General features: G+C 73.3%; 18 protein-coding genes. 5 read left to right on the top strand and 13 right to left on the bottom strand.

Going from position 1 to position 22,018, the window contains the following annotated elements; all coding sequences use genetic code 11:
• Nucleotides 1–331: 331 nt before the first annotated feature.
• Complete coding sequence (secD, locus tag OF819_RS03430) at nt 332–2,650, top strand: protein translocase subunit SecD (protein WP_267241807.1); 2,319 nt, start codon at nt 332–334, stop codon at nt 2,648–2,650.
• Nucleotides 2,651–2,788: 138 nt separating this feature from the next.
• Here secD and OF819_RS03435 read toward each other — a convergent pair whose 3' ends face one another.
• The 10 genes from OF819_RS03435 to OF819_RS03480 form a co-directional block, all read right to left on the bottom strand.
• Nucleotides 2,789–3,703, bottom strand: coding sequence for a LysR family transcriptional regulator (locus OF819_RS03435; RefSeq protein ID WP_267241808.1), 915 nt, complete (start codon nt 3,701–3,703; stop codon nt 2,789–2,791).
• Between the two features lie 36 nt (nt 3,704–3,739).
• Nucleotides 3,740–4,933 carry a glycine C-acetyltransferase gene (locus OF819_RS03440; protein ID WP_267241809.1) on the bottom strand — a complete coding sequence of 398 codons (1,194 nt, stop codon included), beginning with the start codon at nt 4,931–4,933 and terminating at the stop codon, nt 3,740–3,742.
• A gap of 74 nt (nt 4,934–5,007) precedes the next feature.
• The gene (tdh, locus tag OF819_RS03445) at nt 5,008–6,036 is read right to left on the bottom strand and encodes an L-threonine 3-dehydrogenase (RefSeq protein ID WP_267241810.1); all 1,029 of its coding nucleotides are present in this window, start codon (nt 6,034–6,036) and stop codon (nt 5,008–5,010) included.
• Between the two features lie 112 nt (nt 6,037–6,148).
• Nucleotides 6,149–7,138 (bottom strand): DUF6397 family protein, encoded by a 990-nt coding sequence (locus tag OF819_RS03450; RefSeq protein ID WP_267241811.1) that lies wholly within the window; start codon nt 7,136–7,138, stop codon nt 6,149–6,151.
• 135 nt (nt 7,139–7,273) lie between these two features.
• On the bottom strand, nt 7,274–7,678 hold the full coding sequence (locus tag OF819_RS03455; RefSeq protein ID WP_267241812.1) for a roadblock/LC7 domain-containing protein: 405 nt from the start codon (nt 7,676–7,678) through the stop codon (nt 7,274–7,276).
• Nucleotides 7,679–7,825: 147 nt separating this feature from the next.
• Nucleotides 7,826–8,479 (bottom strand): GTP-binding protein, encoded by a 654-nt coding sequence (locus OF819_RS03460; RefSeq protein ID WP_267241813.1) that lies wholly within the window; start codon nt 8,477–8,479, stop codon nt 7,826–7,828.
• Between the two features lie 33 nt (nt 8,480–8,512).
• Nucleotides 8,513–8,890 carry a DUF742 domain-containing protein gene (locus OF819_RS03465; RefSeq protein ID WP_267241814.1) on the bottom strand — a complete coding sequence of 126 codons (378 nt, stop codon included), beginning with the start codon at nt 8,888–8,890 and terminating at the stop codon, nt 8,513–8,515.
• Nucleotides 8,887–9,318 (bottom strand): roadblock/LC7 domain-containing protein, encoded by a 432-nt coding sequence (locus tag OF819_RS03470; RefSeq protein ID WP_267241815.1) that lies wholly within the window; start codon nt 9,316–9,318, stop codon nt 8,887–8,889. The genes OF819_RS03465 and OF819_RS03470 overlap by 4 nt, the downstream gene beginning before the upstream one ends.
• Nucleotides 9,315–12,194: an ATP-binding protein gene (locus OF819_RS03475; RefSeq protein WP_267241816.1), complete on the bottom strand. Its 2,880-nt coding sequence runs from the start codon at nt 12,192–12,194 to the stop codon at nt 9,315–9,317. The genes OF819_RS03470 and OF819_RS03475 overlap by 4 nt, the downstream gene beginning before the upstream one ends.
• Nucleotides 12,195–12,278: 84 nt before the next feature.
• Nucleotides 12,279–13,139, bottom strand: a complete 861-nt coding sequence (locus tag OF819_RS03480) for an MHYT domain-containing protein (protein WP_267241817.1) — start codon at nt 13,137–13,139, stop codon at nt 12,279–12,281.
• 229 nt (nt 13,140–13,368) lie between these two features.
• Here OF819_RS03480 and OF819_RS03485 point away from each other — a divergent pair, with 229 nt between their 5' ends.
• A complete protein-coding gene (locus tag OF819_RS03485; protein WP_267241818.1) occupies nt 13,369–13,968 on the top strand; it encodes a class I SAM-dependent methyltransferase in 600 nt (199 codons plus the stop codon).
• Between the two features lie 145 nt (nt 13,969–14,113).
• Nucleotides 14,114–14,920: a hypothetical protein gene (locus OF819_RS03490; RefSeq protein ID WP_267241819.1), complete on the top strand. Its 807-nt coding sequence runs from the start codon at nt 14,114–14,116 to the stop codon at nt 14,918–14,920.
• Between the two features lie 229 nt (nt 14,921–15,149).
• Here the strand turns inward: OF819_RS03490 and OF819_RS03495 are convergent, their stop codons facing one another.
• Together OF819_RS03495 and OF819_RS03500 are read right to left on the bottom strand one after the other, a co-directional pair.
• On the bottom strand, nt 15,150–15,332 hold the full coding sequence (locus tag OF819_RS03495; RefSeq protein WP_267241820.1) for a hypothetical protein: 183 nt from the start codon (nt 15,330–15,332) through the stop codon (nt 15,150–15,152).
• A 70-nt stretch (nt 15,333–15,402) separates the two neighbouring features.
• Nucleotides 15,403–16,533, bottom strand: coding sequence for a fatty acid desaturase family protein (locus tag OF819_RS03500; protein WP_267241821.1), 1,131 nt, complete (start codon nt 16,531–16,533; stop codon nt 15,403–15,405).
• A gap of 320 nt (nt 16,534–16,853) precedes the next feature.
• Between OF819_RS03500 and OF819_RS03505 the strand changes: the two genes are divergently transcribed.
• Complete coding sequence (locus tag OF819_RS03505; RefSeq protein WP_267241822.1) at nt 16,854–18,170, top strand: GAF domain-containing protein; 1,317 nt, start codon at nt 16,854–16,856, stop codon at nt 18,168–18,170.
• Nucleotides 18,171–18,600: 430 nt separating this feature from the next.
• Nucleotides 18,601–20,124, top strand: a complete 1,524-nt coding sequence (locus OF819_RS03510; protein ID WP_267241823.1) for an aldehyde dehydrogenase family protein — start codon at nt 18,601–18,603, stop codon at nt 20,122–20,124.
• 80 nt (nt 20,125–20,204) lie between these two features.
• Here OF819_RS03510 and OF819_RS03515 read toward each other — a convergent pair whose 3' ends face one another.
• Nucleotides 20,205–21,980: an ABC transporter ATP-binding protein gene (locus OF819_RS03515; protein WP_267241824.1), complete on the bottom strand. Its 1,776-nt coding sequence runs from the start codon at nt 21,978–21,980 to the stop codon at nt 20,205–20,207.
• Nucleotides 21,981–22,018 lie beyond the last annotated feature (38 nt).

Genomic DNA, 22,018 nt, shown 5'->3' on the forward strand with positions numbered 1-22,018 from the left:
GGCCGGGACGGCGTGCGGCCGCGCTGGGAACGGGCCCCGCCGCACGCCCCGTACGACCCGCGCCACACCCGCGCACCGCCCTCCACACGGCACAGCTGACGCCTCCCCCGACGGACGCATGACGCCGGTCGTCATGCCGCCGTCCCCTTCTGTGCCCTTCCCGTCCGCCGCCCGGCCGTGCCCTGTGGTGCGCGCCGCCGGCCGTGGACGGGCTGTCCGTGGAGCCCTTATGTCTTCTCGTACGTCTTCTGTCTCCCGTGCCCCGTCCCCCCGGTCGTCCCCTCACCGGCCGGCTTCTCGCAGGCCGGCTTCTCACCGGCCGTCCCGCGGCATGCTCTGGCGCGCTCTGGTCGCGCTCGCCGTGGTCGCCGGGTCCCTGTTCTTCGCCCTGACCGTGCCCGCCCGCCTCGGACTTGATCTGCGCGGCGGCACCCGTATCGTCCTGGAGACCCAGGACACCCCCGCCGTCCGCGCCGACGCCGCGGCCACCGAGCGGACCCTGGAGGTGCTGCGCGGCCGCGTCGACGCGCTCGGCGTCGCGGAGCCCTCGCTCACCCGCTCAGGGGAACGGCGCATCGTCGTCGAACTGCCCGGGGTACAGGATCCGCGCGAGGCGGCCGAGACCATCGGCCGCACCGCACAGCTCACCATCCATCCCGTGCGGGAGATGACCGCCGGGCCGCCGAGCGGCCCCGACGCCGACGGCGCACGGACCCTGCCCGACCCGGATGCGCCGGGGCGCTTCCTGCGGCTGGATCCGCCCGTCGTGACAGGCGACGGCGTCAAGGACGCGGAGGCGGTGCTGGACACCTCGTCCGGCAACGGCTGGACCGTCGCACTCGACTTCCGCGGGAGTGCGGCGGACGCCTGGGCGGAGGTGACGGGCCGGGCGGCCTGCGCCGCCCAGGGCGATCCCTCGCGGCGGGTCGCCATCGTCCTCGACGGCCGCATCATCTCCGCGCCCGGCATGCAGAGTTCGGTGCCCTGCGGCACGGGCATCGTCGCCGGCTCGACCCAGATCACCGGAGGCTTCGACGCGGCCGCGGCACGGGAACTTGCCGCCCTGGTCAAGGGCGGCGCGCTGCCCGTTCCCGTGACGACGGTGGAGCAGAGCACCGTGGGCCCGACGCTGGGCGCGGAGGCCATCCGGGCGAGCGCACAGGCAGCGGTCATCGGCCTGCTGTGCACGGCGGTGTTCATCGTCGCCGTCTACCGGCTGCTCGGGCTTGTCGCCACGGTCGCACTGGCGCTGTACGGGCTCATCTCGTACGCCGCCGTGGTGGCCCTCGGGGCCACGCTGACGCTCCCCGGTCTGGCTGGATTCGTGCTGGCGATCGGCATGGCGGTCGATGCGAACGTGCTGGTCTTCGAGCGGGCGCGGGAGGAGTACGCGCGGCGTCGCACCCCGCGCTCCGGGGATGCGGAGGCGGCCGTGTCCGACCTGCGCGGGCCGCTGCGCACCGGCTTCCGCAAGGCGTGGAGCGCGGTGGCTGACTCGAATGTGACCACGCTGATCGCCGCGGGCCTGCTGTTCGCGCTCGCCTCCGGTCCCGTCAAGGGATTCGGCGTGACCCTGGCCCTCGGCGTGCTGGCGTCCATGATCTCGGCGATGGTGATCACCCGGCTGCTCGCCGACTGGGCGCTGCGCCGCGGAGCGGTACGCCGCAATCCCGCCGTGACCGGGCTGCGCGGCACGGGCCGCCTGCGGGCGCTGCTGGAGCGCCGCGGGCTGAGGCTGATGCGCCGCCGGCGGATCTGGCTGACCGCCTGTGCGGTGCTGGCGCTGGCCGCTCTCTGCGGTATGGGACTGCGGGGGCTGGAGTTCGGCGTGGAGTTCACCGGCGGGCGGATGGTGAGTTACGCGGCGGAGGGGACCGTGAACGCCGAGGCGGCGCGCGCGGCCGTGGCCGAGGCGGGATTCCCGCACGCGGTCGTGCAGACCTCGGGCGAGGCGGGGGTGTCCGTGCGGACAGCAGGCGAGCTGTCCGACGACGACCAGGTGCGCATCCGCGAGGCGCTCGGCGGCGCGGTGGACGGCGGCTCCGGGGAGCTGACGCTGGAGCGGGACGAACGGATCGGGCCGAGTCTGGGCGAGGAACTGCGCACCCAGGCGCTGGTGGCGCTGGGCGTCGCCGTCGGCGCCCAACTGCTCTATCTGACGGTGCGGTTCCGCTGGACGTTCGCGGTGGCGGCGGTGGTCGCCATGCTGCAGGACGTGCTGCTCGTGCTGGGGCTCTTCGCCTGGCTGGGCAAGCCGGTGGACAGTGTCTTCCTGGCGGCGCTGCTGACGGTCGTGGGCTATTCGGTCAATGACACGGTCGTCGTCCTCGACCGGCTCCGGGAGCTGCGGCGCGCCCGCCGCACCGCGGGCTGGCCGGAACTCGCCGACCGCGCGGTCGCGCAGACGCTGCCGCGGACGGTCAACACGGGCATGGGTGCGCTGTTCATTCTGATCGCTCTCGCCGTCCTGGGCGGGGACACCCTCGCGGACTTCTCCATCGCGCTGCTGGCGGGCGTAGTCGCCGGGATGGCCTCCAGCGTCTTCACCGCGGCGCCGCTGTCGGTCATCTTCGAGGAGCGGTGGCCGGGGGCGGTCCGCGCGCTGGAGAAGGGGGGCGGGAAGCGGGGCGGGTCCGGCGCGGTGGTGTAAACGGCCGGGGCCTGCTCCCCTGTGACTGGGGGCTTTCGCCCCCAGACCCCCGTACGGCCTTCGGCCGTGTCCTCAAACTCCCCCAGACTTCGTCCGGGGGTGCCCCCAACGGGCTCACATGAGCCCCCGAGGAGGGGGTCAGTCCGCGGACAGGCCGGAGGCCGCTTGGGCGAGGGCGTCGAGGACGGGGCGGAACAGCGGATGGGGCTCCGCACCCCGCCGCACGGCCGCGAACACGCGCCTGGTGGCCGCCGTGCCCGCCACCGGGCGCACCACGGCGTCCCTCAGTTCCATGCCGCGCAGCGCAGACCGCGGCACGAGCGCCACGCCCGCACCGGCGGCCGCCAGCGCCACGACCGCGCGGAAATCGTCGGACGTGTGCAGCAGGCGCGGCTGGAAGCCGGCGAGTTCACAGGCGAAGAGCACCATGTCATGGCAGGGGTTGCCGGGGTACTGGCCGATCCAGTCGTCGTCCGCGAGGTCGGCGAGTTCGATCCGCTCGCGGCCGCAGAGCCGGTGGCCCAGCGGGAGGACGGCGTCGAACGGCTCGGCGTACAGCGGCACCCGCGCCAGACGCCGGTCGTCCTCCGCCGGTGCGCCCCGGTATTCGACCGCGACGGCCAGATCCGCCTCGCCGTCCAGGACGAGGGGCAGGCTCTCGTCGCCCTCCGCGTCCCGCACGCGCACCCGGATGCCGGGGCAGTCCTTGGCGAGCGCGGCCGTGGCGGGGGCGACGACCTCGGCGATGCCGGTGGCGAAGGCCGCGACCGTGACCTCTCCGGCGACTCCGCCCGCATAGTCCGCCAGTTCCGCCTCGGCGCGTTCCAGCTGGGCCAGCACCTCATGGGTGTGGGCCAGCAGGATCTCGCCCGCGGCGGTCAGCCGCACTCCCTTGCCGCTGCGGATCAGCAGGAGGTGCCCGGTCTCCTGCTCCAGCGCGTTGAGCTGCTGGGAGACGGCCGAGGGGGTCAGATACAGCGCGGCCGCCGCGGCGGTCACCGTACGGTGGTCCGCCACGGCCCGCAGGATGCGCAGCCGCCGGGGGTCGATCACGAGGCCATTGTGACAGCCGGGCGGCCGCGCACCGGGTCAGGCCGTCAGGGCCCGGCGTGCGTCGGCGAAGGCGGCGACGGCCCGCTCCACGTCCTCGGCGGAGTGCGCGGCGGAGAGCTGGACCCGGATCCGGGCCTGGCCCATCGGGACGACGGGGTAGGAGAAGCCGATCACATACACGCCCCGCTCCAGCAGCAGCTCGGCCATCCGGCCGGCCTCGGCGGCGTCGCCGATCATGACGGGGGCGATGGGGTGGTCGCCGGGGAGGATCTCGAAGCCGGCCTGAGTCATCTTCGTGCGGAACAGCGCGGTGTTCGCGGCCAGCCTCTCGCGCAGATCGGCGGCGGACTCCAGCAGGTCGAGGACCTTGAGGGAGGCGGCGGCGATCACGGGGGCGAGCGAGTTGGAGAACAGGTAGGGACGGGACCGCTGCCGCAGCAGCTCGACGATCTCCGCACGGGCGGCCACATAGCCGCCCGACGCACCGCCGAGGGCCTTGCCCAGGGTGCCGGTGATGATGTCGACGCGGTCCATGACGCCGTGCAGCTCGGGTGTGCCGCGGCCGCCGGGGCCGACGAAGCCGACGGCGTGCGAGTCGTCGACCATGACCATGGCGTCATAGCGGTCGGCGAGGTCGCAGATCTCCGTCAGGGGCGCCACATAGCCGTCCATGGAGAACACGCCGTCGGTGACGATCAGACGGCGGCGGGCGTCCTGTGTCTCCTTGAGCTGCTGCTCCAGATCGGCCAGATCGCGGTTGGCGTACCGGTGGCGGCGGGCCTTGGACAGCCGGATGCCGTCGATGATGCTGGCGTGGTTCAGGGCGTCGGAGATCACGGCGTCCTCGGGGCCGAGGAGGGTCTCGAAGACGCCGCCGTTGGCGTCGAAGCAGGAGGAGTAGAGGATCGTGTCCTCCTGGCCGAGGAACACCGAAAGGCGCTGTTCCAGCTCCTTGTGGATCTCCTGGGTGCCGCAGATGAAGCGGACGGAGGCCATGCCGTAGCCCCAGCGGTCCAGCGCGTCCTTCGCGGCGGCCACGACCTCGGGGTGGTCGGCGAGGCCGAGATAGTTGTTGGCGCAGAAGTTCAGCACATTGCCGGGGGCGCCGCCCTCGGTGACGGCGACGGAGGCTCTCTGCGGGGTGCCGATGACACGCTCGGGCTTGTAGAGCCCGGCGTCCCGGATCTCGTCGAGGGCGGTGCGGAGTTCATTGCGAACGGACGCGTACATCAGGGCTCCTAGCGATGCGGAAGGGGAAGCGGGACTGCGGCTCGCCCACAGGCGAGTGGGCCGGCCACCGGGAGTCAGGCGCCCCAATTCAGGATGATCTTGCCGCTGCGGGCGTTCGCCGCCTCGTCGAACGCGGCGTCGAAGTCCTGGTAGTCGTATGAGCCGGTGATCACCGGGCTGAGGTCGAGCCCGCCTTCGAGCAGCACCGTCATCGCGTACCAGGTCTCGAACATCTCCCGGCCGTAGATGCCCTTGACGGTGATCATCGATGTGACGATCTTCGACCAGTCGATCGCGAACTCCTGTGCGGGCAGGCCCAGCATGGCGATCCGGCCGCCGTGGGTCATGTTGTCGACCATGTCCCGCATGGCCTCGGGGCGGCCGGACATCTCCAGGCCGATGTCGAAGCCCTCCCTCAGCTCCAGACGGCGCTGCGCCTCGGCGATGTCGTGCTCCGAGACATTGAGCGCCAGGGTGGCTCCGGCTTTGCGGGCGAGGTCGAGCCGGGGCTCGCTGACATCGGTGATCACCACATTGCGCGCACCGGCGTGCCGGGCGACGGCCGCGGCCATGATGCCGATCGGCCCGGCGCCGGTGATCAGCACATCCTCACCGACCAGGGGGAAGGAGAGCGCGGTGTGGACGGCGTTGCCGAAGGGGTCGAAGATCGCCGCGATGTCCAGGTCCACCTTGGTGCGGTGCACCCAGACGTTGGCGGCGGGCAGGGCGACATACTCGGCGAACGCGCCGTCACGCCCGACGCCGAGGCCGATCGTGGAGCGGCACAGATGGCGGCGGCCCGCCAGGCAGTTGCGGCACTTCCCGCACACCAGGTGGCCTTCGCCGCTGACGATGTCGCCCACCGCGATGTCCTGGACGTCCGCGCCGACGGCGGCGACCTCGCCCACGAACTCATGGCCCAGGACCCGCGGGGTGCTGACGGCCTGCCGGGCCCAGCCGTCCCAGCTCCTGATGTGGAGGTCGGTGCCGCAGATCCCGGTGCGCAGGACCTTGATCAGCACATCGCCCGGGCCGGTGTCCGGCTCCGGCACGTCCATGAGCCACAGTCCAGGCTCGGCGTGCTGCTTGACAAGTGCCTTCATCGCGGCGTCTCCAGGCAGGGGGGATGAGGGCGGCCCGGAGCCTTCACCCGCTCCGGCCATATGACCCGCACCAATCTGCCCAGCGGTGACTCGCTCGTCCATCGAGGTTTTCTTAAGCGGGTGAACAGCGCAGCTTCACACGCCTCCTCAGCAGCGCCAGCAGCGACCTCCGGCCCCGCGGTCTCCGCGATCCCCGTGGGCTGGGCCGGAGCCTCGGCCGGCTCTCGGGGCGCTGCTCAGGCGCGGGGTCCGCGGGGCTGGAGCGGCCCGGAACGGAGCGGCCCGGAACGGAGGGGCCCGGTCCGGAGGCGCTCTGGCTGGGGCGCGGCGCGGGGCGCAGCGCACGCGCCTGGCGGAGGGTGTCGGCGAGGCTTTCGCGGTGCCAGTGGAGCTCGTCGGGGTCGTCGGCCAGCAGCAGCCGCTGCACCACCGCGCGGGCGGCCGGGGACTCCTCGCGCACACGGGCCAGTTCGGGCCTGAGCTGCCGCAGATGGGCCCGCTCATAGGGGTCGGCCACCACGTCGGCGACGGTCACGGGGTCCAGTACCGCCGTGATGGCGGCGGCCTGCTCCCAGGGGTCGTCGGTCTGGCGCAGCAGCATGCCCAGGCGTCTCCCCCGCCAGTTGCGGGCGCGCCGGTCGACGCCTTCCTCCAGCAGGGCGCGCATCGCAGGAGGCGTCCGGCCGCTGAGGAGGCCGGGATGACTGCGGGCGAACTCCCTGATCTCGTCGGCGAGATAGCCCCAGACCACCGCGCGATAGCGGTTCAGATAGAACCTGACCGGGGTGAGGTGCCCGGTCCGTGCCAGCCGGGCGAAGCGCGCGGGGCTGATGGAGATGAGCTGTGCGCCTTCCATGACGCCGACCGTCCGCACCCGCTCACGCAGTGCGCCGGGGAAGCCCTCCGCGCGGCGCAGCCGCTCGACTTCGCTCTCAGCTACTCGCGGTGGGCGTCCGCTCGCGCCCGGCTCTGTGCGGATGTGCCCCAGCTGGACGGCCAGATCGAACTCTCCGCGCCGGAGTCCGAGCTCCCGTGCGGCTCGGCCCGCGGTCCAGGTGCGGTGCGCCGCGGCGGCGCTCTGCCCCGCTGTCCTGTCGGTCATGGTCAATCGTCTCCCCCGTGCGTGTCGAACACTCTCGGTGACGACCGTAGCCCGTGGAAGCCCTGCCCCGCTCGGCCTGTGGATAACTTCCGCACGCTTCCGCAGCAGCCCGCGGGGAATCGAGGAAGCCGCAGGTCAGGCGGGGTCTTCGTGCTGCTGCCTGGCGTCCACGCCGAGGTGTTCGCCGACTCTGTTGACCATCAGCGTCATCTCGTAGGCGATCTGCCCGACATCCGCCTCCGCCTCACTCCACACACAGAGACAGCTTCCGTCGCCCGCCGCCGTGATGAACAGCAGCGCTTCGTCGAACTCCACCATCGTCTGGCGTGCCCTGCCGGCGCGGAAGTGACGGCCCGAGCCCCGGGCGAGGGAGTGCAGCCCGGAGGAGACCGCGGCGAGATGCTCCGCGTCCTCCCGGGCCAGCCCCTTGCTCGCCGCCGTCACCAGGCCGTCGTTGGACAGCACCAGCGCATGCCGTATCGGCTCGACCCGGCTGGTCAGATCGTCCAGAAGCCAGTCGAGTCCCTTGCTCAGCGCCATGGTCGGCCTCCGCTCATGCGTCCCCGTGCACTCCCCGTGCTCCTCGCTCCCCGTAGTGCCCGCAAGCCTTGCGCACGGGCCTCGGCAGGGCAAGGTGCAGCCAGGCCGTTGCCCGGGATCCGGGGATTTCAAAGCCCTGAGGGCATGTCAGCCGACGGAGTCCAGCAGCCGGGCGGTGTGCATACGGCCCGCGTATTCGACGAGCCGGATCAGGACCTCCTTTCCGGAGTCCCGGTCCCGCGCGTCGCACAGCACGACCGGGGTGCCGCCGTCCAGGTCGAGTGCGCGGGACACCTCGTGGGCACGGTAGGCGCGTGCGCCGGGGAAGCAGTTGACGGCGACGAGAAAGGGGATGCGCCGGTGCTCGAAATAGTCGACGGCAGGGAAGCAGTCGACGAGGCGGCGGGTGTCGGCGAGGACGACGGCGCCCAGCGCGCCCTGGGCGAGTTCGTCCCAGAGGAACCAGAAGCGGTCCTGACCGGGAGTGCCGAAGAGATACAGCGACAGGCCGGTCCGTATCGTGATGCGCCCGAAGTCCATGGCGACCGTCGTCGTGGTCTTCTGGTCGACTCCCCCGGTGTCGTCGACGGCGCTGCCCGCCTGGCTGAGCTGCTCTTCCGTGCGCAGCGGGCGTATTTCGCTGACCGCGCCGACGAGCGTGGTCTTGCCGACGCCGAAGCCGCCGGCGACCAGTATCTTCAGCGCGAGGGCGGCGGACTCGCCGGCGGCGTCCGCGGACCCGCCCACGGCTGGGCCGTCGGCGGCGTCGCCGACGGCGCTGTCATGGCTTTCGGCAGCCATGCTGCACCCCTTTCCGGCCCTTGCTGGGCGCCATCACAGGGCCCGCAGGCCCTCGATCACTTCGCGGAGGATCTTCTCCGAGGGAAGCTGGGCGGGCGGCACGGGACGGCTCACCCTGATGTGGCCGCCCTGCAGGAGATCGCCGAGGAGGACGCGTACGACTCCGACGGGCAGGTCGGCGTCGGCGGCGAGTTCCGCGACGGACTGGGGCTGAAGACGGCACAGGGCGAGCAGCGTGCGGTGTTCGGGGCCGAGCAGCGCCTCCTGTGCCGGGCCCGGAGCGTCGGGCGCGATGTCGACCAGAGCGATGAGGTCCAGCCTGATGTGGTTCGGTCCGGGTCTGGTCCGGCCACCGGTCATCGCGTACGGACGGACCAGCGGACCCGCTTCAGCGTCGTACCAGCGGCTCATGGCGCGGCGATGCGCGGCGGCGTCCGCAGATGCTCGCCGACGCGCTTGACGAGCAGGGCCATCTCATAGGCGATGAGGCCGATGTCAGCCGTGACGGCGGTGAGCACGGCAAGGCAGGAGCCGTCGCCCGCGGCCGCGACGAAGAGGAAGCCGTCGTCCATCTCGACCATGGTCTGGCGTACGCCGCCGGTGCCGAAATGGCGGCCCGCGCCTTTGGCGAGCGAGTGCAGCCCGGAGGCGACGGCGGCCATGTGCTCGGCGTCCTCGCGCGTCAGCGCGGACGAAGCGCCCACCGGCAGACCGTCGTTGGACAGCACGATCGCATGGCGGACTTCGGTGACGCGCATGCCCAGGTCGTCCAGCAGCCAGTCGAGGTCTCCCGCACCGGGGCGGGCGGGGGCCGTGTCGAACCTGTCGTACTCGGTCATGCGGGGTCTCCTTCGGTGCCTGAGCTGCGGTGTGGGCTGCCGGGGCCGGAGGCCGGACCGGGGCCGGGGCCGGGGGTGTCTCCGGCGGCGAGGCCCCCGCCGCGGCGCCATCCGTCGCGGTAGGCGGCCATCCGGGCCCGCACCTGTTCGGGGGTGCGCTCCCGGGCGCCTTCGGCTCCGGCGTCCGACGGCCCGGGCGACGCCGGTGTCCGCTGCGCCCCGGTGTCCTGCCGCTGCCGGAGCTGGGGGACGAGGCTGGCCTGGCGCACACGTCGGGGGAGTTCGTCGCCCTGCGACTGGTGCGGCTGATGCTGGTTCGACTGGTGCGGTGGCTGAGGCCGACGTGGTTGGTGCGGCTGTGGCGGTGGCTGTGGTGTCTGTGGTGTGCGGTCGCCGCCGCCGCGCGGATCGTCGGATGCGCCGCCGCGCTGCCGGAGTACGGTGACGCCGGGGGTCCCGTTCGGGGGCGGCGCACCCGACGGCCCGCCGCGGTACGCCTGGAGCTGCGGGGGCGCTTCCCTGCGCGGGCCGGGCACCGGGATTCCCTTGCTTCGCAGGGGATCGGGGTGCGGGGCCGGGCGGCGCTCCGGCTGTCCGTCCCGTCCGTCCCGTCCGCCGCCCGGGGAGGCCGTGAGGGCGCCCTGCAGCAGAGCCGTGGGCAGCAGGACCACCGCGGTCGTGCCGCCGTACGGCGAGGTGCGCAGCTGCACCCTGATCTCATGGCGGAACGCCAGTCGGCTGACGACGAAGAGCCCCAGCCGGTCGCTGTCGAAGAGGTCCAGGGTCTCGGACTCCGCGAGCCTGCGGTTGGCCTCGGCGAGCGCCTCCTTGCCCATGCCCAGACCGCGGTCCTCGACCTCCAGGGCGTATCCGTTGCCAACCGGTTCGCCGCTGACGCGGACCTTGGTGTGGGGCGGGGAGAACTGGGCCGCGTTCTCGACGAGTTCGGCCAGCAGATGGGTGACGTCCGCGACGGCGGACCCGCTGATCGCGGTTTCCGGGAGCTGATGCACTTCCACGCGCGCGTAGTCCTCGATTTCCGATACGGCGGCCCGTACGACGCTGGTGAGCGGGACCGGCGTCCGCCAGCCGCGCCCGGGGGCCGCGCCGGACAGGATGATCAGACTCTCGGCGTGCCGGCGCATACGGGTGGTCAGGTGGTCGAGGCGGAAGAGGTCGCCCAGTTCGTCGGGGTCGTCCGTGCGCCGCTCCATGGCGTCGAGGAGCGCGAGCTGACGGTGGACCAGGATCTGGCTGCGGCGGGCGAGATTGACGAAGACGCCGGAGATGCCGTCCGCCAGCTCCGCCCGTTCGACGGCCGCGCTGAGCGCGGCCCGGTGCACGGTGCCGAGTGCCTCGCCGACCTGCCCGATCTCGTCCGCCGCCGCCGGTCCCCGCGGGGCCTCGGTCTCGATGTCGATCTCCTGCCCGGTGCGCAGCCGGTCCATGGCCTCGGGCAGTTTGCGCCGGGCGATCTCCAGGGCGGTGTTGCGCAGGCTGACCAGTTCGACGACCAGTCCGCGACCGATGCGCACGGAGATCACCAGGGAGGCGGCGACGGCGGCGAGGCCGAGGAGCACGGCCGCGCCCGCCGCGGTGAAGACGCCCCCGGCCACGGGGTCGGCGCGGTCGGCGGCGGCGTGCCGGGCGTCGGCCTCGATGGCGCGGAGCCGGTCGCGTACCTCCGTGTGCGCGGCATCCCAGCCCGAGGCGGAGACGGCGCGGGCGGCGTCGCGGCCCGCCGTGGCCGCGAGGGTCTCGTCCTCGGCATGCTGCAGCCGGCGGTAGGCGCTCTGCGCGGTGAGCTCCTGCCAGGCCGTGCGCTGGGGGGCCGGCAGGTCGGGTGCGGCCGACTCGGCGAGGGTCCGGCGGGCGGTTACGGCGCCGGTGAACTCCCGCAGCCGGGGGGCGGCGAAGCGCTTGTCGAGGTGGGCCGCGCTCAGCAGCGCGTCCTCACGGGCCAGCAGCTCGCCGGACCGGGCGAACTCCAGCAGTACGCGCGCGTCCGCGCCGGTTCCGGCACCCTGTGCGGCGCTGAGCGCCCCGACGACGCCGAACGCCGCCGTGACGGCCTCGGTGTACTGCTCGTACGCGGCGGCCCAGGCAGCCTCGCTCCCGGTCTTGCCTCCAAAATCGCCTCCCGTCTCATCCCCGGATTCCTCCCCGGCTTCTTCCCCCGCTTCTTCCCCCGCTTCTTCCCCTGCTTCTTCCCCTGCCTCCTCCCCCGCTGCGCCGTCGGCTTTGCCTGCGGCCTTGGCGGCAGTGACGAGGGCACGCAACTCCCGGAGCCCGTCCGCCCGTTCGACGAACTCCCCGAGCCTCCTGGCCACATCCGCCGGGACGTCTCCGCCGACGGCGACGGTGTGCTCCCCGTCCAGCCGCAGCCGCGCAACGGCCCGGTCGGTGCGCCGGACTTCCTGCCCGAAGGCCGCGGCCCGCTCGTCGGAGGGGGCGGCGAGCTGTCGCACTGCCGCGCGCCGTTCGTCCTGGAGCGCGGTGACGGCGGCGGCGACCGGCTCGCCCACCAGGGCGTCCGCGGTCTGCAGCCGGCGCAGCGCCGACGCCTCCTGCGCGGTGGTGACGGTCGCGAAGCCCCAGAGGGCGAGCAGCGAGAGCACCGGGACCATCAGCAGCGAGATGATCTTCGCCCGTACGGTTCTGGGGCGGGGCAGCAATCGGCCGGCCCCCCGGCCGGGCTTCCGGGGAGCCGGGGCGGCCCGCTCCGGCCCCGGGCCGGGCGCGGGGCTGTGCCCCGTGTGCTCGACGGCCGGGGGCCCGGCGTGTGCGCGCCGACCGTGGACGGGCGGTGCGGTGGGCGGCTGGGGGTCGCGGGGGCGTGTGGCGTCCTCGCCCGGTGTCCTGCGGGGTGTGCGCATGGCCTCCTCGTTCCGGGGGCGCTCGGGGGCGTTCCGGCTGCGGCTGTGGGTCCGGCTGTGGGTGCGGGCATCGGCCCGGGACCGTCAGCGGGCGGGGGTGTGCTGCGGCGTCGGGGCGTCGGCCGCGGCGCGCCGTCCGGCGGGGTCCCGGGCGCCCGGACCGTCCGGCGAGGGATCCGCGGTCGCCTCGGAGCGGCGCTCGGCGAAGGCGTACGCGGTGCGTTCGCGCTCGGTCGGGGAGAGCGCGACGAACGCCGAGGTGACGAAGAGATACGACCCGAGGCCGACGGCGAGGGGGAAGATGAACTGCATCGCCGTGGCCCCGGGCAGCGCGTCCCCGGAGGGGACGACGTCCACGCTGACCGCGAGCATCCCTGTGTAGTGCATGCTGCTGACCGCGGCGCCCATGACGAGGGACGCGACAGCCACCGCGACGGCCGACCTGATGTTGAGGGCCGCCCAGAGCGCGGCGGTGGCGGCGACGACCGCGATCACGACGGACAGCGCCACGAGCGCGGGGTCATAGCCGATCGAGCCGTGCAGGCGCAGTGCGGCCATGCCCAGGTAGTGCATGCTGGCCACGCCGAGTCCGGTGCTCAGCCCGCCCACGAGCAGGGACCGGACCCGGTCCCTGCCATAGCCGACGCAGAAGACCCCGGCCCCCACGACCAGCATGGCGACGAGCAGGCTCAGCAAGGTCAGCGGCACGTTGTAGCGGATGTCGGTGCCCCGTACGGCGAAGCCGAGCATGGCGACGAAGTGCATGGTCCAGATGCCGGTCCCGATCGCCGAGGCCGCGGTGACCAGCCAGTTGCGGCGCGAGCGGCCGCTCGCGGCCAGCGCTCGCACGGTGCAGCGCAGCCCGAGGGCGGCGCCGATGACGGCCATCGCGTACGACAGCACGGGGGTCAGCAGGCCGAAGGCCGCGTGGTCCAGATGTCCCATGGCCAAGGGACGCTAGGGCGCAGGGGGCGCACACGGGGGCGCATTTCGAAAGCTGATGAAATATGACAGAGAGATGCTCCAGAACGATCGTGCAGCGCTCGAACGCGCGCGCCGAACGGCCGTGTGAGGTTGTTCGGAAGCGCGCGGCAGTGTGCAGGGGTGTGCGGAGCAGAAGTGTGCGGAGCACAGGTGTCCGCATGCGCGGGACCATTTCGGGGATCATGGACTCATGGCGGATGACCACACCTCAGTGCAGGAGTTCTTCAGCGCCCGCGCCGCGGACTGGGACAGCCGGTTTCCCGACGACGGCCCCGCCTATGCGGCCGCCGTCGCCGAGCTGGGCCTGCGTCCAGGCGACGCCGTCCTCGACGCGGGCTGCGGCACAGGCCGCGCCCTGCCCCCGCTGCGGTCGGCCGTGGGCCCGCGCGGCGCCGTCATCGGGGTGGACCTCACACCGGCCATGCTGCGTCAGGCGGTGCGCGCCGGACGGTCGGACAGCGGGCTGCCGGTCCTCGCCGACGTCGCACATCTGCCGCTGCGCACCGGATCCCTCGACGCCGTCTTCGCCGCCGGTCTGATCGCGCATCTGCCGCACCCGGCGGACGGTCTGCGGGAACTCGCCCGCGTGGTGCGGCCGAACGGCACGCTCGCGCTCTTCCACCCCGTCGGGAGGGCGGCCCTCGCGGCCCGCCAGGGCCGGCGGCTCACCGGCGACGATCTGCGGGCGGAGGCGAATCTCGCGCCGCTGCTGGCCGGCTCCGGCTGGCGGATGACGTCGTACGCCGACGAGGACGACCGCTTCCTGGCGCTGGCCGTCCGGCAGGGGTGAGCCCTGTCGTCCGGACCGTGCCCGGCCGCGGCGGCGGCCGCGCCTCCCCGTACCCGCGAAGCCGCCAGGCCGCAAACCCTCGACGATCGGGTTACTCACTGGTTAGGGTGCGCCGACACAAGCCGAGCAGCCGCAGGAGGGTGCCGTGGCGGGGACGGACGACGCCGTCGTCGACGAGGACGCGCTGTATGTGCTGACCGCGGTGCTGCTGACGCCCGCGCAGTTCCCGAGCGTGCTCGGCGACGACTTCCCGGCCGCGTGCGCCGCGCTCGGCCTGGAGCCATACGCGGAGGGGTACGGGCTGGTGCTCGGCCAGGACGCGGACGGCGCCCGCTGGACCGTCGTCGTGGACGACGTCTCACTGGTCGCGGTCGCGATCGCCGCCTGGGACTGCGGCATGGAGCACGAGCTGTCGCCCGGCGAGCGCACGGTGGTGGCCGTGCTCCCCGGCTGGCCGCTGGCGGTCGCGGTCGCGGCGCCCGGGGTGCCCGCCCCGCACGATCCGCCGCCGGAGGAGGGCGGCCGGCCGCCGCTCACCCCTCCCGGCAGCGACACCTGGGGGCCCGCGCAGCGGCGGCTGGGTGCGGACGAGATCGCCCTGCAGTGGACCCAGTGGCGGGAGCAGCTGGACGACGGCGAGTCGTTCGCCTCCCCGGACACGCCCGAGGAGGAACGGACGCCGCAGCCGGAGGGCGTGCGGCGGGCGCTCAAGGAGGCCCGAAGCTATCTGGACTGCGCCCCTCCGCCTGGCCGGGTGCGGTCGAGCTTCGCTCCGGGCGGCGCGCGCATGCTGCGGGTGGACGGTCCCGGCTGGTCCATGGTCGCCAGGACCGACGACATCGCCTTCGTCCTGCTCGACGAGGAGCCCTGCGAGGTGCTGCCCGTGGGGCGCGGCGCCGAGCTGCCGCAGCTCCTTCAGGACCTCGACGGGATCGCGATGCGCCCGGCCTGAGCCGTCCGCGCCCCCGCTCGGACCGCCGTGCGCCCGGCCGTCCCCGCGCCCAGCTGTCCCTGCGCCGGGCCGTCCGTACACCGCAGGGAGCCTGGGGACACGCATCGCCCGCGGACCGTCGTGGGCGACAGGTCCGCGGGCGGTTGACGTCGTGACTGTCTCGCTCTCGGCTCGTGCCCCGCTTCAGCCGGGGTCGAGGACCGCGGGAGCGGTCACGCCGCCGATCCGGTCAGCGGCCGATCTCCTTGCGGGAGACCCTGCGCAGCCTGCGGCGCTGGCTCGGGTCCAGCATGAAGTACGCCGCGGTCGGCACGCCGACCACCACCAGCAGCGAGAACCAGAATCCGATCAGCGGCCACAGGAGCAGGCCGACGGCCACTCCCCCGATCACGATCTTCGTACGTGTCGTCATTGTCGACGCCTCCTTCGCGGCCGGGGCCGCTCCTTGCACTGAGAACGTGCGCACTCGCCCCTCGGTTCCACTATGCGGCGGTCCGCAGCGGTTCGCCGACGCCGTGCAGATGCCGCAGCGCCTGCCGATAGGAGTCGATCAGCCCGGTCTCCGTGTACGGGATGCCCAGCGCGCGGCAGTGAGCGCGCACCAGCGGCTGGGCGAGCCGCAGATGGGGGCGGGGCATGCTGGGGAAGAGGTGGTGTTCGATCTGGTAGTTCAGGCCGCCCAGGAACCAGTCGGTCACCGGACCGCCCCGGATGTTGCGGGAGGTGAGGACCTGCCGCCGCAGATGCCCCCAGTCGCTCCCGTGCTCCCCGTCGGGCATGTCCATCCCCTTGTGGTTGGGGGCGAACGCCATGCCGAGGTGGAGTCCGAGCGCCATGTGGTGCAGCAGCGCGAAGACCACGGCCTGCGCCGCGGGCATGGTGGCCAGCAGCAGGCCGGCGTAGACGGCGAGGTGCCCGGTGAGCAGCAGTGCCTCCGCCGCGCGCGTGCGGCGGTCGAGTCCGCGGCCGGCGCCGGAGGACCGGGAGAGGACGGCCCGGAATCCGTACACCTTCAGGGCGATGCCCTCAAGCGTGGTCAGCGGGAAGAACAGCCATGCCTGGCGCCGGGTGAGCAGCCCGCGCAGTCCGCGCCGGCCGGCCGCGTGCCGCTTGTCAAAGATCAGCACGTCGGGTGCGACGTCGGGGTCCTTGTCGAGGTGGTTGGGGTTGGCATGGTGCCGGTTGTGCTTGTCGTTCCACCAGTGGCGGCTCATGCCCAGGACGAGTCCGGCGACCGCCAGCTGGACGAGCCGGTTCGCCCGGCGGCCCGCCGCTATCTGGGCATGGCCACCGTCATGGGCCAGGAACGCCGCCCGGGCGCAGAGGACCGCGAGCGGCGGGGCGAGCAGCAGCACCGTCCAGGAGCCGCCGAGCACCGCCATGCCCGCGATCACCGCGGTGAGCCAGACGAGCAGGGCGGCGACGCCGCGTGCGTACCAGCCGGGGCGGTGCTCCAGAAGCCCTTGCTCCTTGACGGTCCGCAGCAGCGGGGCGAACTCGCTCGCCCTGTCCGCACGCGACGGGCTCGCCCGCCCCGGACGGCCGTGGGACGTGGCTGCGGGGACGGGGACGGAGGCAGGGACAGGGACGGCGGCGACGGCGGGCTGATGCAATGGATGCTCCGGTCGGTGAGTCGTGTCCTCGTACGGTTCGCCGTACGCGCTGACCCGGAAAACGTAAGGACCGGACTGGCAGTGCGGCTATGACGCCACCACCCGGAAGCGAGGGGGGCGCACCCGGTGCCGGGAGGGTGGGGCTGAGTACACCGGCGGTGCGCCTGAGTGCGCTTCTGCCGTCTTCCTGCCCGCCGCAGCCGTCACCGCCGTCGCTGACGACGTCCTGCCGCGCGACGTGCCACCGGCCGGAAGTCCGGAAGGGACGGTTGGCCCCGGGCGGGGTTGGCGGCAGCATGGCGGGCGGAAGGAGGGTGCCCGTGACGGACGGAACGTGGGTGGCCCTGGAGCGGGGAGCTGATCCCGCGGAGCGGGTGCGGGCCCTGCGCAGAGCCCATGAAGCGTATCTGACCTCCGGTCGTGTCGAGCAGCCCGTACGGGACGTGGTGGCCGCCTCCTGGCGGAGGTCCGCCCGCGCCCATGTCGCCCCCGAAGGCACGGCGGGCGTCGAGCTGGACGGGGACGCGCTCCGCGCCTACCGCGAGAGCCATCCGCTGGCCCGGGTGATGCCGCTGGTGCGCGAGCTGATGGGCCAGTACGCCGAGGACGGCAGGCATCTGATCGCGGTCTGCGACGCCTCCGGGCGGCTGCTGTGGGTCGAGGGCCATACGGCCGCCCTCCGGCGGGCGGGGCGGATGAACTTCGTGCCCGGCGCCCGCTGGGCGGAGGCCGCGGCGGGCACCAACGCCCCCGGCACGGCGATCACGGTGGACCGGCCCGTCCAGGTGTTCGCCGCGGAGCACTTCCGGCGGCCCGTGCAGTCGTGGACCTGTGCGGCCGCGCCCGTTCACGACCCGGCCACCGGCCGGGTGCTGGGCGCGGTGGACATCACCGGCGGGGACGGTCTGGCGCATCCGCACAGCCTGGCGTTCATCGGCGCGGTCGCCCGGGCCGCCGAGTCCCAGCTGGCGCTGTGTTCCCCGCCGCCCGCCGCGGGCCGGGCACGGCTGACGGCGCTCGGCCGGGACGAGGCGCTGCTGACGGCCGGCGCCCGGACCGTCCGGCTGAGCCGCCGGCACAGCGAGATCCTGACGGTGCTGGCGCACCGCCGGGAAGGCATCGGCGGCGAGGAGCTGCTGCTCGACCTGTACGAGGACGAATCGGTCACCCCGGTGACGCTGCGCGCCGAACTCTCCCGGCTCCGCGGGGTGCTGGCCGCCGAGCTGGGCGGCGTCGTGGGGGCGGAGCTGCTGTGCTCCCGCCCGTACCGGCTTGCGCCGCCCGTGGAAGCGGACTTCACCGCGGTGAGCCGCCGGCTGGCGGCCGGGGCGGTGACCGGTGCGCTCAGCGCGTACACGGGGCCGCTGCTGCCCGCCTCACAGGCCCCGGCCGTGGTGCGGCTGCGCCGCCGGCTGGCCGACCAGCTGCGCTCAGCGCTGATCGCACGCGCGGACGCGGGGCTGCTGGCCGACTGGGCGTACAGCCCGTGGGGCGAGGACGACCTCCCGGTGTGGCGGGCGCTGACCGCCGTGCTCCCGGCGGAGCAGCGGGCGTCCGCGGCGGCGCGGGTGGCGGAGCTCGATGCGTGGCAGGGGGCGGGGGCGATGCCAGGGGGTGGGCTGGGTACGCGGCCGTAGGGTGTCCGGCTGGTCTTTCCCCTGCCCCGCCCGTTCCCGAAACTGGGGGCTGCGCCCCCAGACCCCGCTTTACGGGGGCTCCGCCCCCGGACCCCCCGCGCCTCAAACTCCCCCAGCTACCGCTGGGAGGTGCCCCCACGGGGCTGAATATCTCAGCCCGTTGGGGGACCTCCCGGACGAAGTCTGGGGGAGTTTGAGGACACGGCCGAAGGCTGTACGGGGGTCTGGGGGCTTGCCCCCGGTTTCGGGAAGTGGGGGTCCCTCCACGCCTCCAGGGCACAGGGGGAGGGGCAGGGGGAACGCCCGTGCCGACTGGTGCGGGAATCAACCGTCCCCGCACGCAACGGCGTTGCAACGTCCGTCTCCCTACCGTCTGCGCGAGCGCCGCCCGACGGCGGGCGGTGTGCGCACCCACCGGGAGGTCCCGCAGATGACCCGATACACAGCGCCGGGCGGCGAGGGCGCGATCGTCTCGTACGCGTCGCGCTACGACCACTGGATCGGCGGCGAGTACGTGCCGCCCGCCAGGGGCCGGTACTTCGAGAACCCGAGCCCGGTCAACGGGCGTGCCTTCACCGAGATCGCCCGCGGCACCGCCGAGGACGTCGAACGCGCTCTGGACGCCGCGCATGCCGCCGCCCCCGCCTGGGGCCGGACGAGCCCCGAGCTGCGCGCCCGGGTGCTGAACACGGTCGCGGACCGGATGGAGGCGTCTCTGGAGCAGCTCGCGGTCGCCGAGAGCTGGGAGAACGGCAAGCCGGTGCGCGAGACGCTGGCCGCGGACATACCGCTGGCGATCGACCACTTCCGCTATTTCGCGGGGGTGCTGCGCGCCCAGGAGGGTTCGCTGAGCCAGCTGGACGAGGACACGGTCGCGTACCACTTCCATGAGCCGCTGGGCGTGGTCGGACAGATCATCCCGTGGAACTTCCCGATCCTGATGGCGGCCTGGAAGCTCGCGCCCGCGCTGGCCGCGGGCAACGCCGTGGTGCTCAAGCCGGCCGAGCAGACGCCCGCCTCCGTGCACATCTGGCTGGACCTGGTCTGCGATCTGCTGCCGCCTGGCGTGGTCAACATCGTCAACGGCTTCGGCGTGGAGGCGGGCAAGCCGCTGGCGTCCAGCCCGCGCGTCGCCAAGATCGCGTTCACCGGGGAGACCACGACGGGGCGGCTGATCATGCAGTACGCCTCCGAGAACATCAGGCCGGTGACCCTGGAGCTGGGCGGCAAGTCCCCCAACATCTTCTTCGACGACATCTGGGCAGCCGACGACGACCTGCGCGACAAGGCCCTCGAAGGCTTTGCCATGTTCGCGCTGAACCAGGGCGAGGTGTGCACCTGCCCCTCGCGGGCGCTGATCCAGCGCGGCTGTTACAGCGAGTTCCTTCAGGCGGCGATCGCCCGCACCGAGCGGATCGTCCCGGGCCACCCCCTGGACACCGACACGATGATCGGCGCACAGGCGTCCAACGACCAGCTCCAGAAGATCCTGTCCTATCTGGACATCGGCCAGCAGGAGGGGGCGAAGGTCCTGACCGGCGGTCAGCGCATCGAGTACGACGGGGAGCTGGCGGGCGGTTTCTACATGCAGCCCACCGTCCTGGAGGGCGACAACCGGATGCGGGTGTTCCAAGAGGAGATCTTCGGCCCGGTCGTGGCCGTCACCTCCTTCGCCGACGCCGACGAGGCGGTCCGCACGGCGAACGACACGCTGTACGGCCTGGGAGCGGGTGTGTGGACCCGTGACGCCAACACCGCCTACCGCACGGGCCGCGCGATCCAGGCGGGCCGCGTCTGGACGAACTGCTACCACGCCTATCCGGCGCATGCGGCGTTCGGGGGCTACAAGCAGTCCGGCATCGGCCGCGAGACCCACAAGATGATGCTGGACCACTACCAGCAGACGAAGAATCTGCTGGTGTCGTACTCGCCGAAGAAGCTCGGCTTCTTCTGACGCACGGGAAGAGGAGCGCATCACCCTGGCCTTGGCCGGCCAGGCGCGCCCTTTCGCACGCCGCGCCGGGCCCCAGGGTCTCAGCCCGTCTCTGCGGCGGCGAGGAACTGGGTGGCGGCGAGTTCGGCGTACAGCGGGTCGGCGGCGAGGAGTTCGCGATGGGGGCCGACGGCCCGTACCCGGCCGGAGTCCATCACCACGATGCGGTCGGCCATGGTGACGGTGGACAGCCGATGGGCGACGACCAGGACCGTGGTGGTGCGGGCGACGTCGGCGACCGTGTCGCGCAGGGCGGCTTCGTTGACGGCGTCCAGCTGGCTGGTGGCCTCGTCCAGGAGCAGCAGACGGGGGCGGCGCAACAGAGCGCGGGCGATGGCGACCCGCTGCCGCTCGCCGCCGGAGAGCTTGGTGCCGCGGTGTCCGACGAGGGTGTCCAGGCCCTTGGGCAGCTGGGACACCAGGCCGTCGAGGCGGGTGGTCTTCAGTGCGCGCGCCAGGTCCGACTCGTCGGCGTCGGGGTTGCCGAGCAGCAGGTTGTCGCGCAGCGTGCCGCTCAGGACGGGGGCGTCCTGCTCGACATAGCCGATGGCCGACCGCAGCCGGGGCAGCTCCCAGTCCGCGAGATCGCGGCCGTCGAGGGTGATGCGGCCGCCGACCGGGTCGTAGAACCGCTCGATGAGCGAGAAGACCGTGGTCTTGCCCGCGCCGGACGGGCCGACGAAGGCCGTCATGCCGCGGGCGGGGACGGCGAAGCTCACACCGTGGTGGACGAAGGGCAGGTCGTCGGCGTACCGGAACCGGACATCCTCGAAGGCCAGCGCGGCGGGTTCGGCGCCGGGCGCGGGCAGCGGTGCGGGCGCGGACGCCGGTTCGGCGGGCAGCCTCAGTGCCTCCTGCATCCGGGCCAGGGCCGCGGCCCCGGTCTGGTACTGGGTGACGGCGCCGACCACTTGCTGGATCGGGGACATGAGGTAGAAGACGTACAGCAGGAACGCGACCAGGGTGCCGATGTCGATCGCGCCGGACGCGACACGGGCGCCGCCCGCCGCGAGCACGGTGATGAACGCGACCTGCATCGCCAGACCGGCCGTGTTCCCGGCCGCGGCCGACCACTTGGCGGCCCGTACGCTCTGCCGCCACGACTGCTGGGCTGCCTCGTGGATGGCCTGCTCCTCGCGGTGCTCGGCGCCGGACGCCTTGACGGTGCGCAGCGCGCCGAGGATGCGCTCCAGTGAGGCGCCCATCGCCCCCACCGCCTCCTGGGCGTGCCGGGCGGCCCGGTTGATGCGCGGCACGATCACACCGATCACCGTGCCCGCGCCGAGGATCACGCCGAGGGTGACCGCCAGCAGCACCGGGTCCACCAGCCCCATCATCACCAGCGTCGCGATCAGGGTCAGGCCGCCTGCGCCGAGGCCGACCAGGGAGTCGGTGGTGACCTCGCGCAGCAGGGTGGTGTCGGAGGTGATCCGGGCCATCAGATCGCCGGGCTCGCTCCGGTCCACGGCGGATATGCGCAGCCGCAGCAGATACGACGACAGGGCGCGCCGCGCCCCGAGCACCACCGACTCCGCGGTGCGCCACAGCACATACGCGCCCAGCGCGCCGATCGCGGCATTGGCGAGGACCAGCGCCGTCATGCCGAGCAGCGCGCCGGTGATGGAACGGTCGTGGGAGAGGCTGTCGATGAGCGACCGGGCCACCAGGGGCAGTGCGAGCCCGGTGGCCCCGGTGACCAGTGCCAGGAGCGCCCCGAGGAGCAGGGTCCAGCGGTGCGGTCGCACGTAGGCGAGCAGCAGCCGCCAGGCGGGCAGGGCGGGTGGCGGGGATGACGCGGAGTCGGCGACGGCGCTCACGGTGCTCCTGGGAGTGGTCGGGCAGGGCCGGCGTCGGC

This window comes from Streptomyces sp. PR69, from assembly GCF_026420845.1.
Classification (GTDB): Bacteria; Actinomycetota; Actinomycetes; order Streptomycetales; family Streptomycetaceae; genus Streptomyces.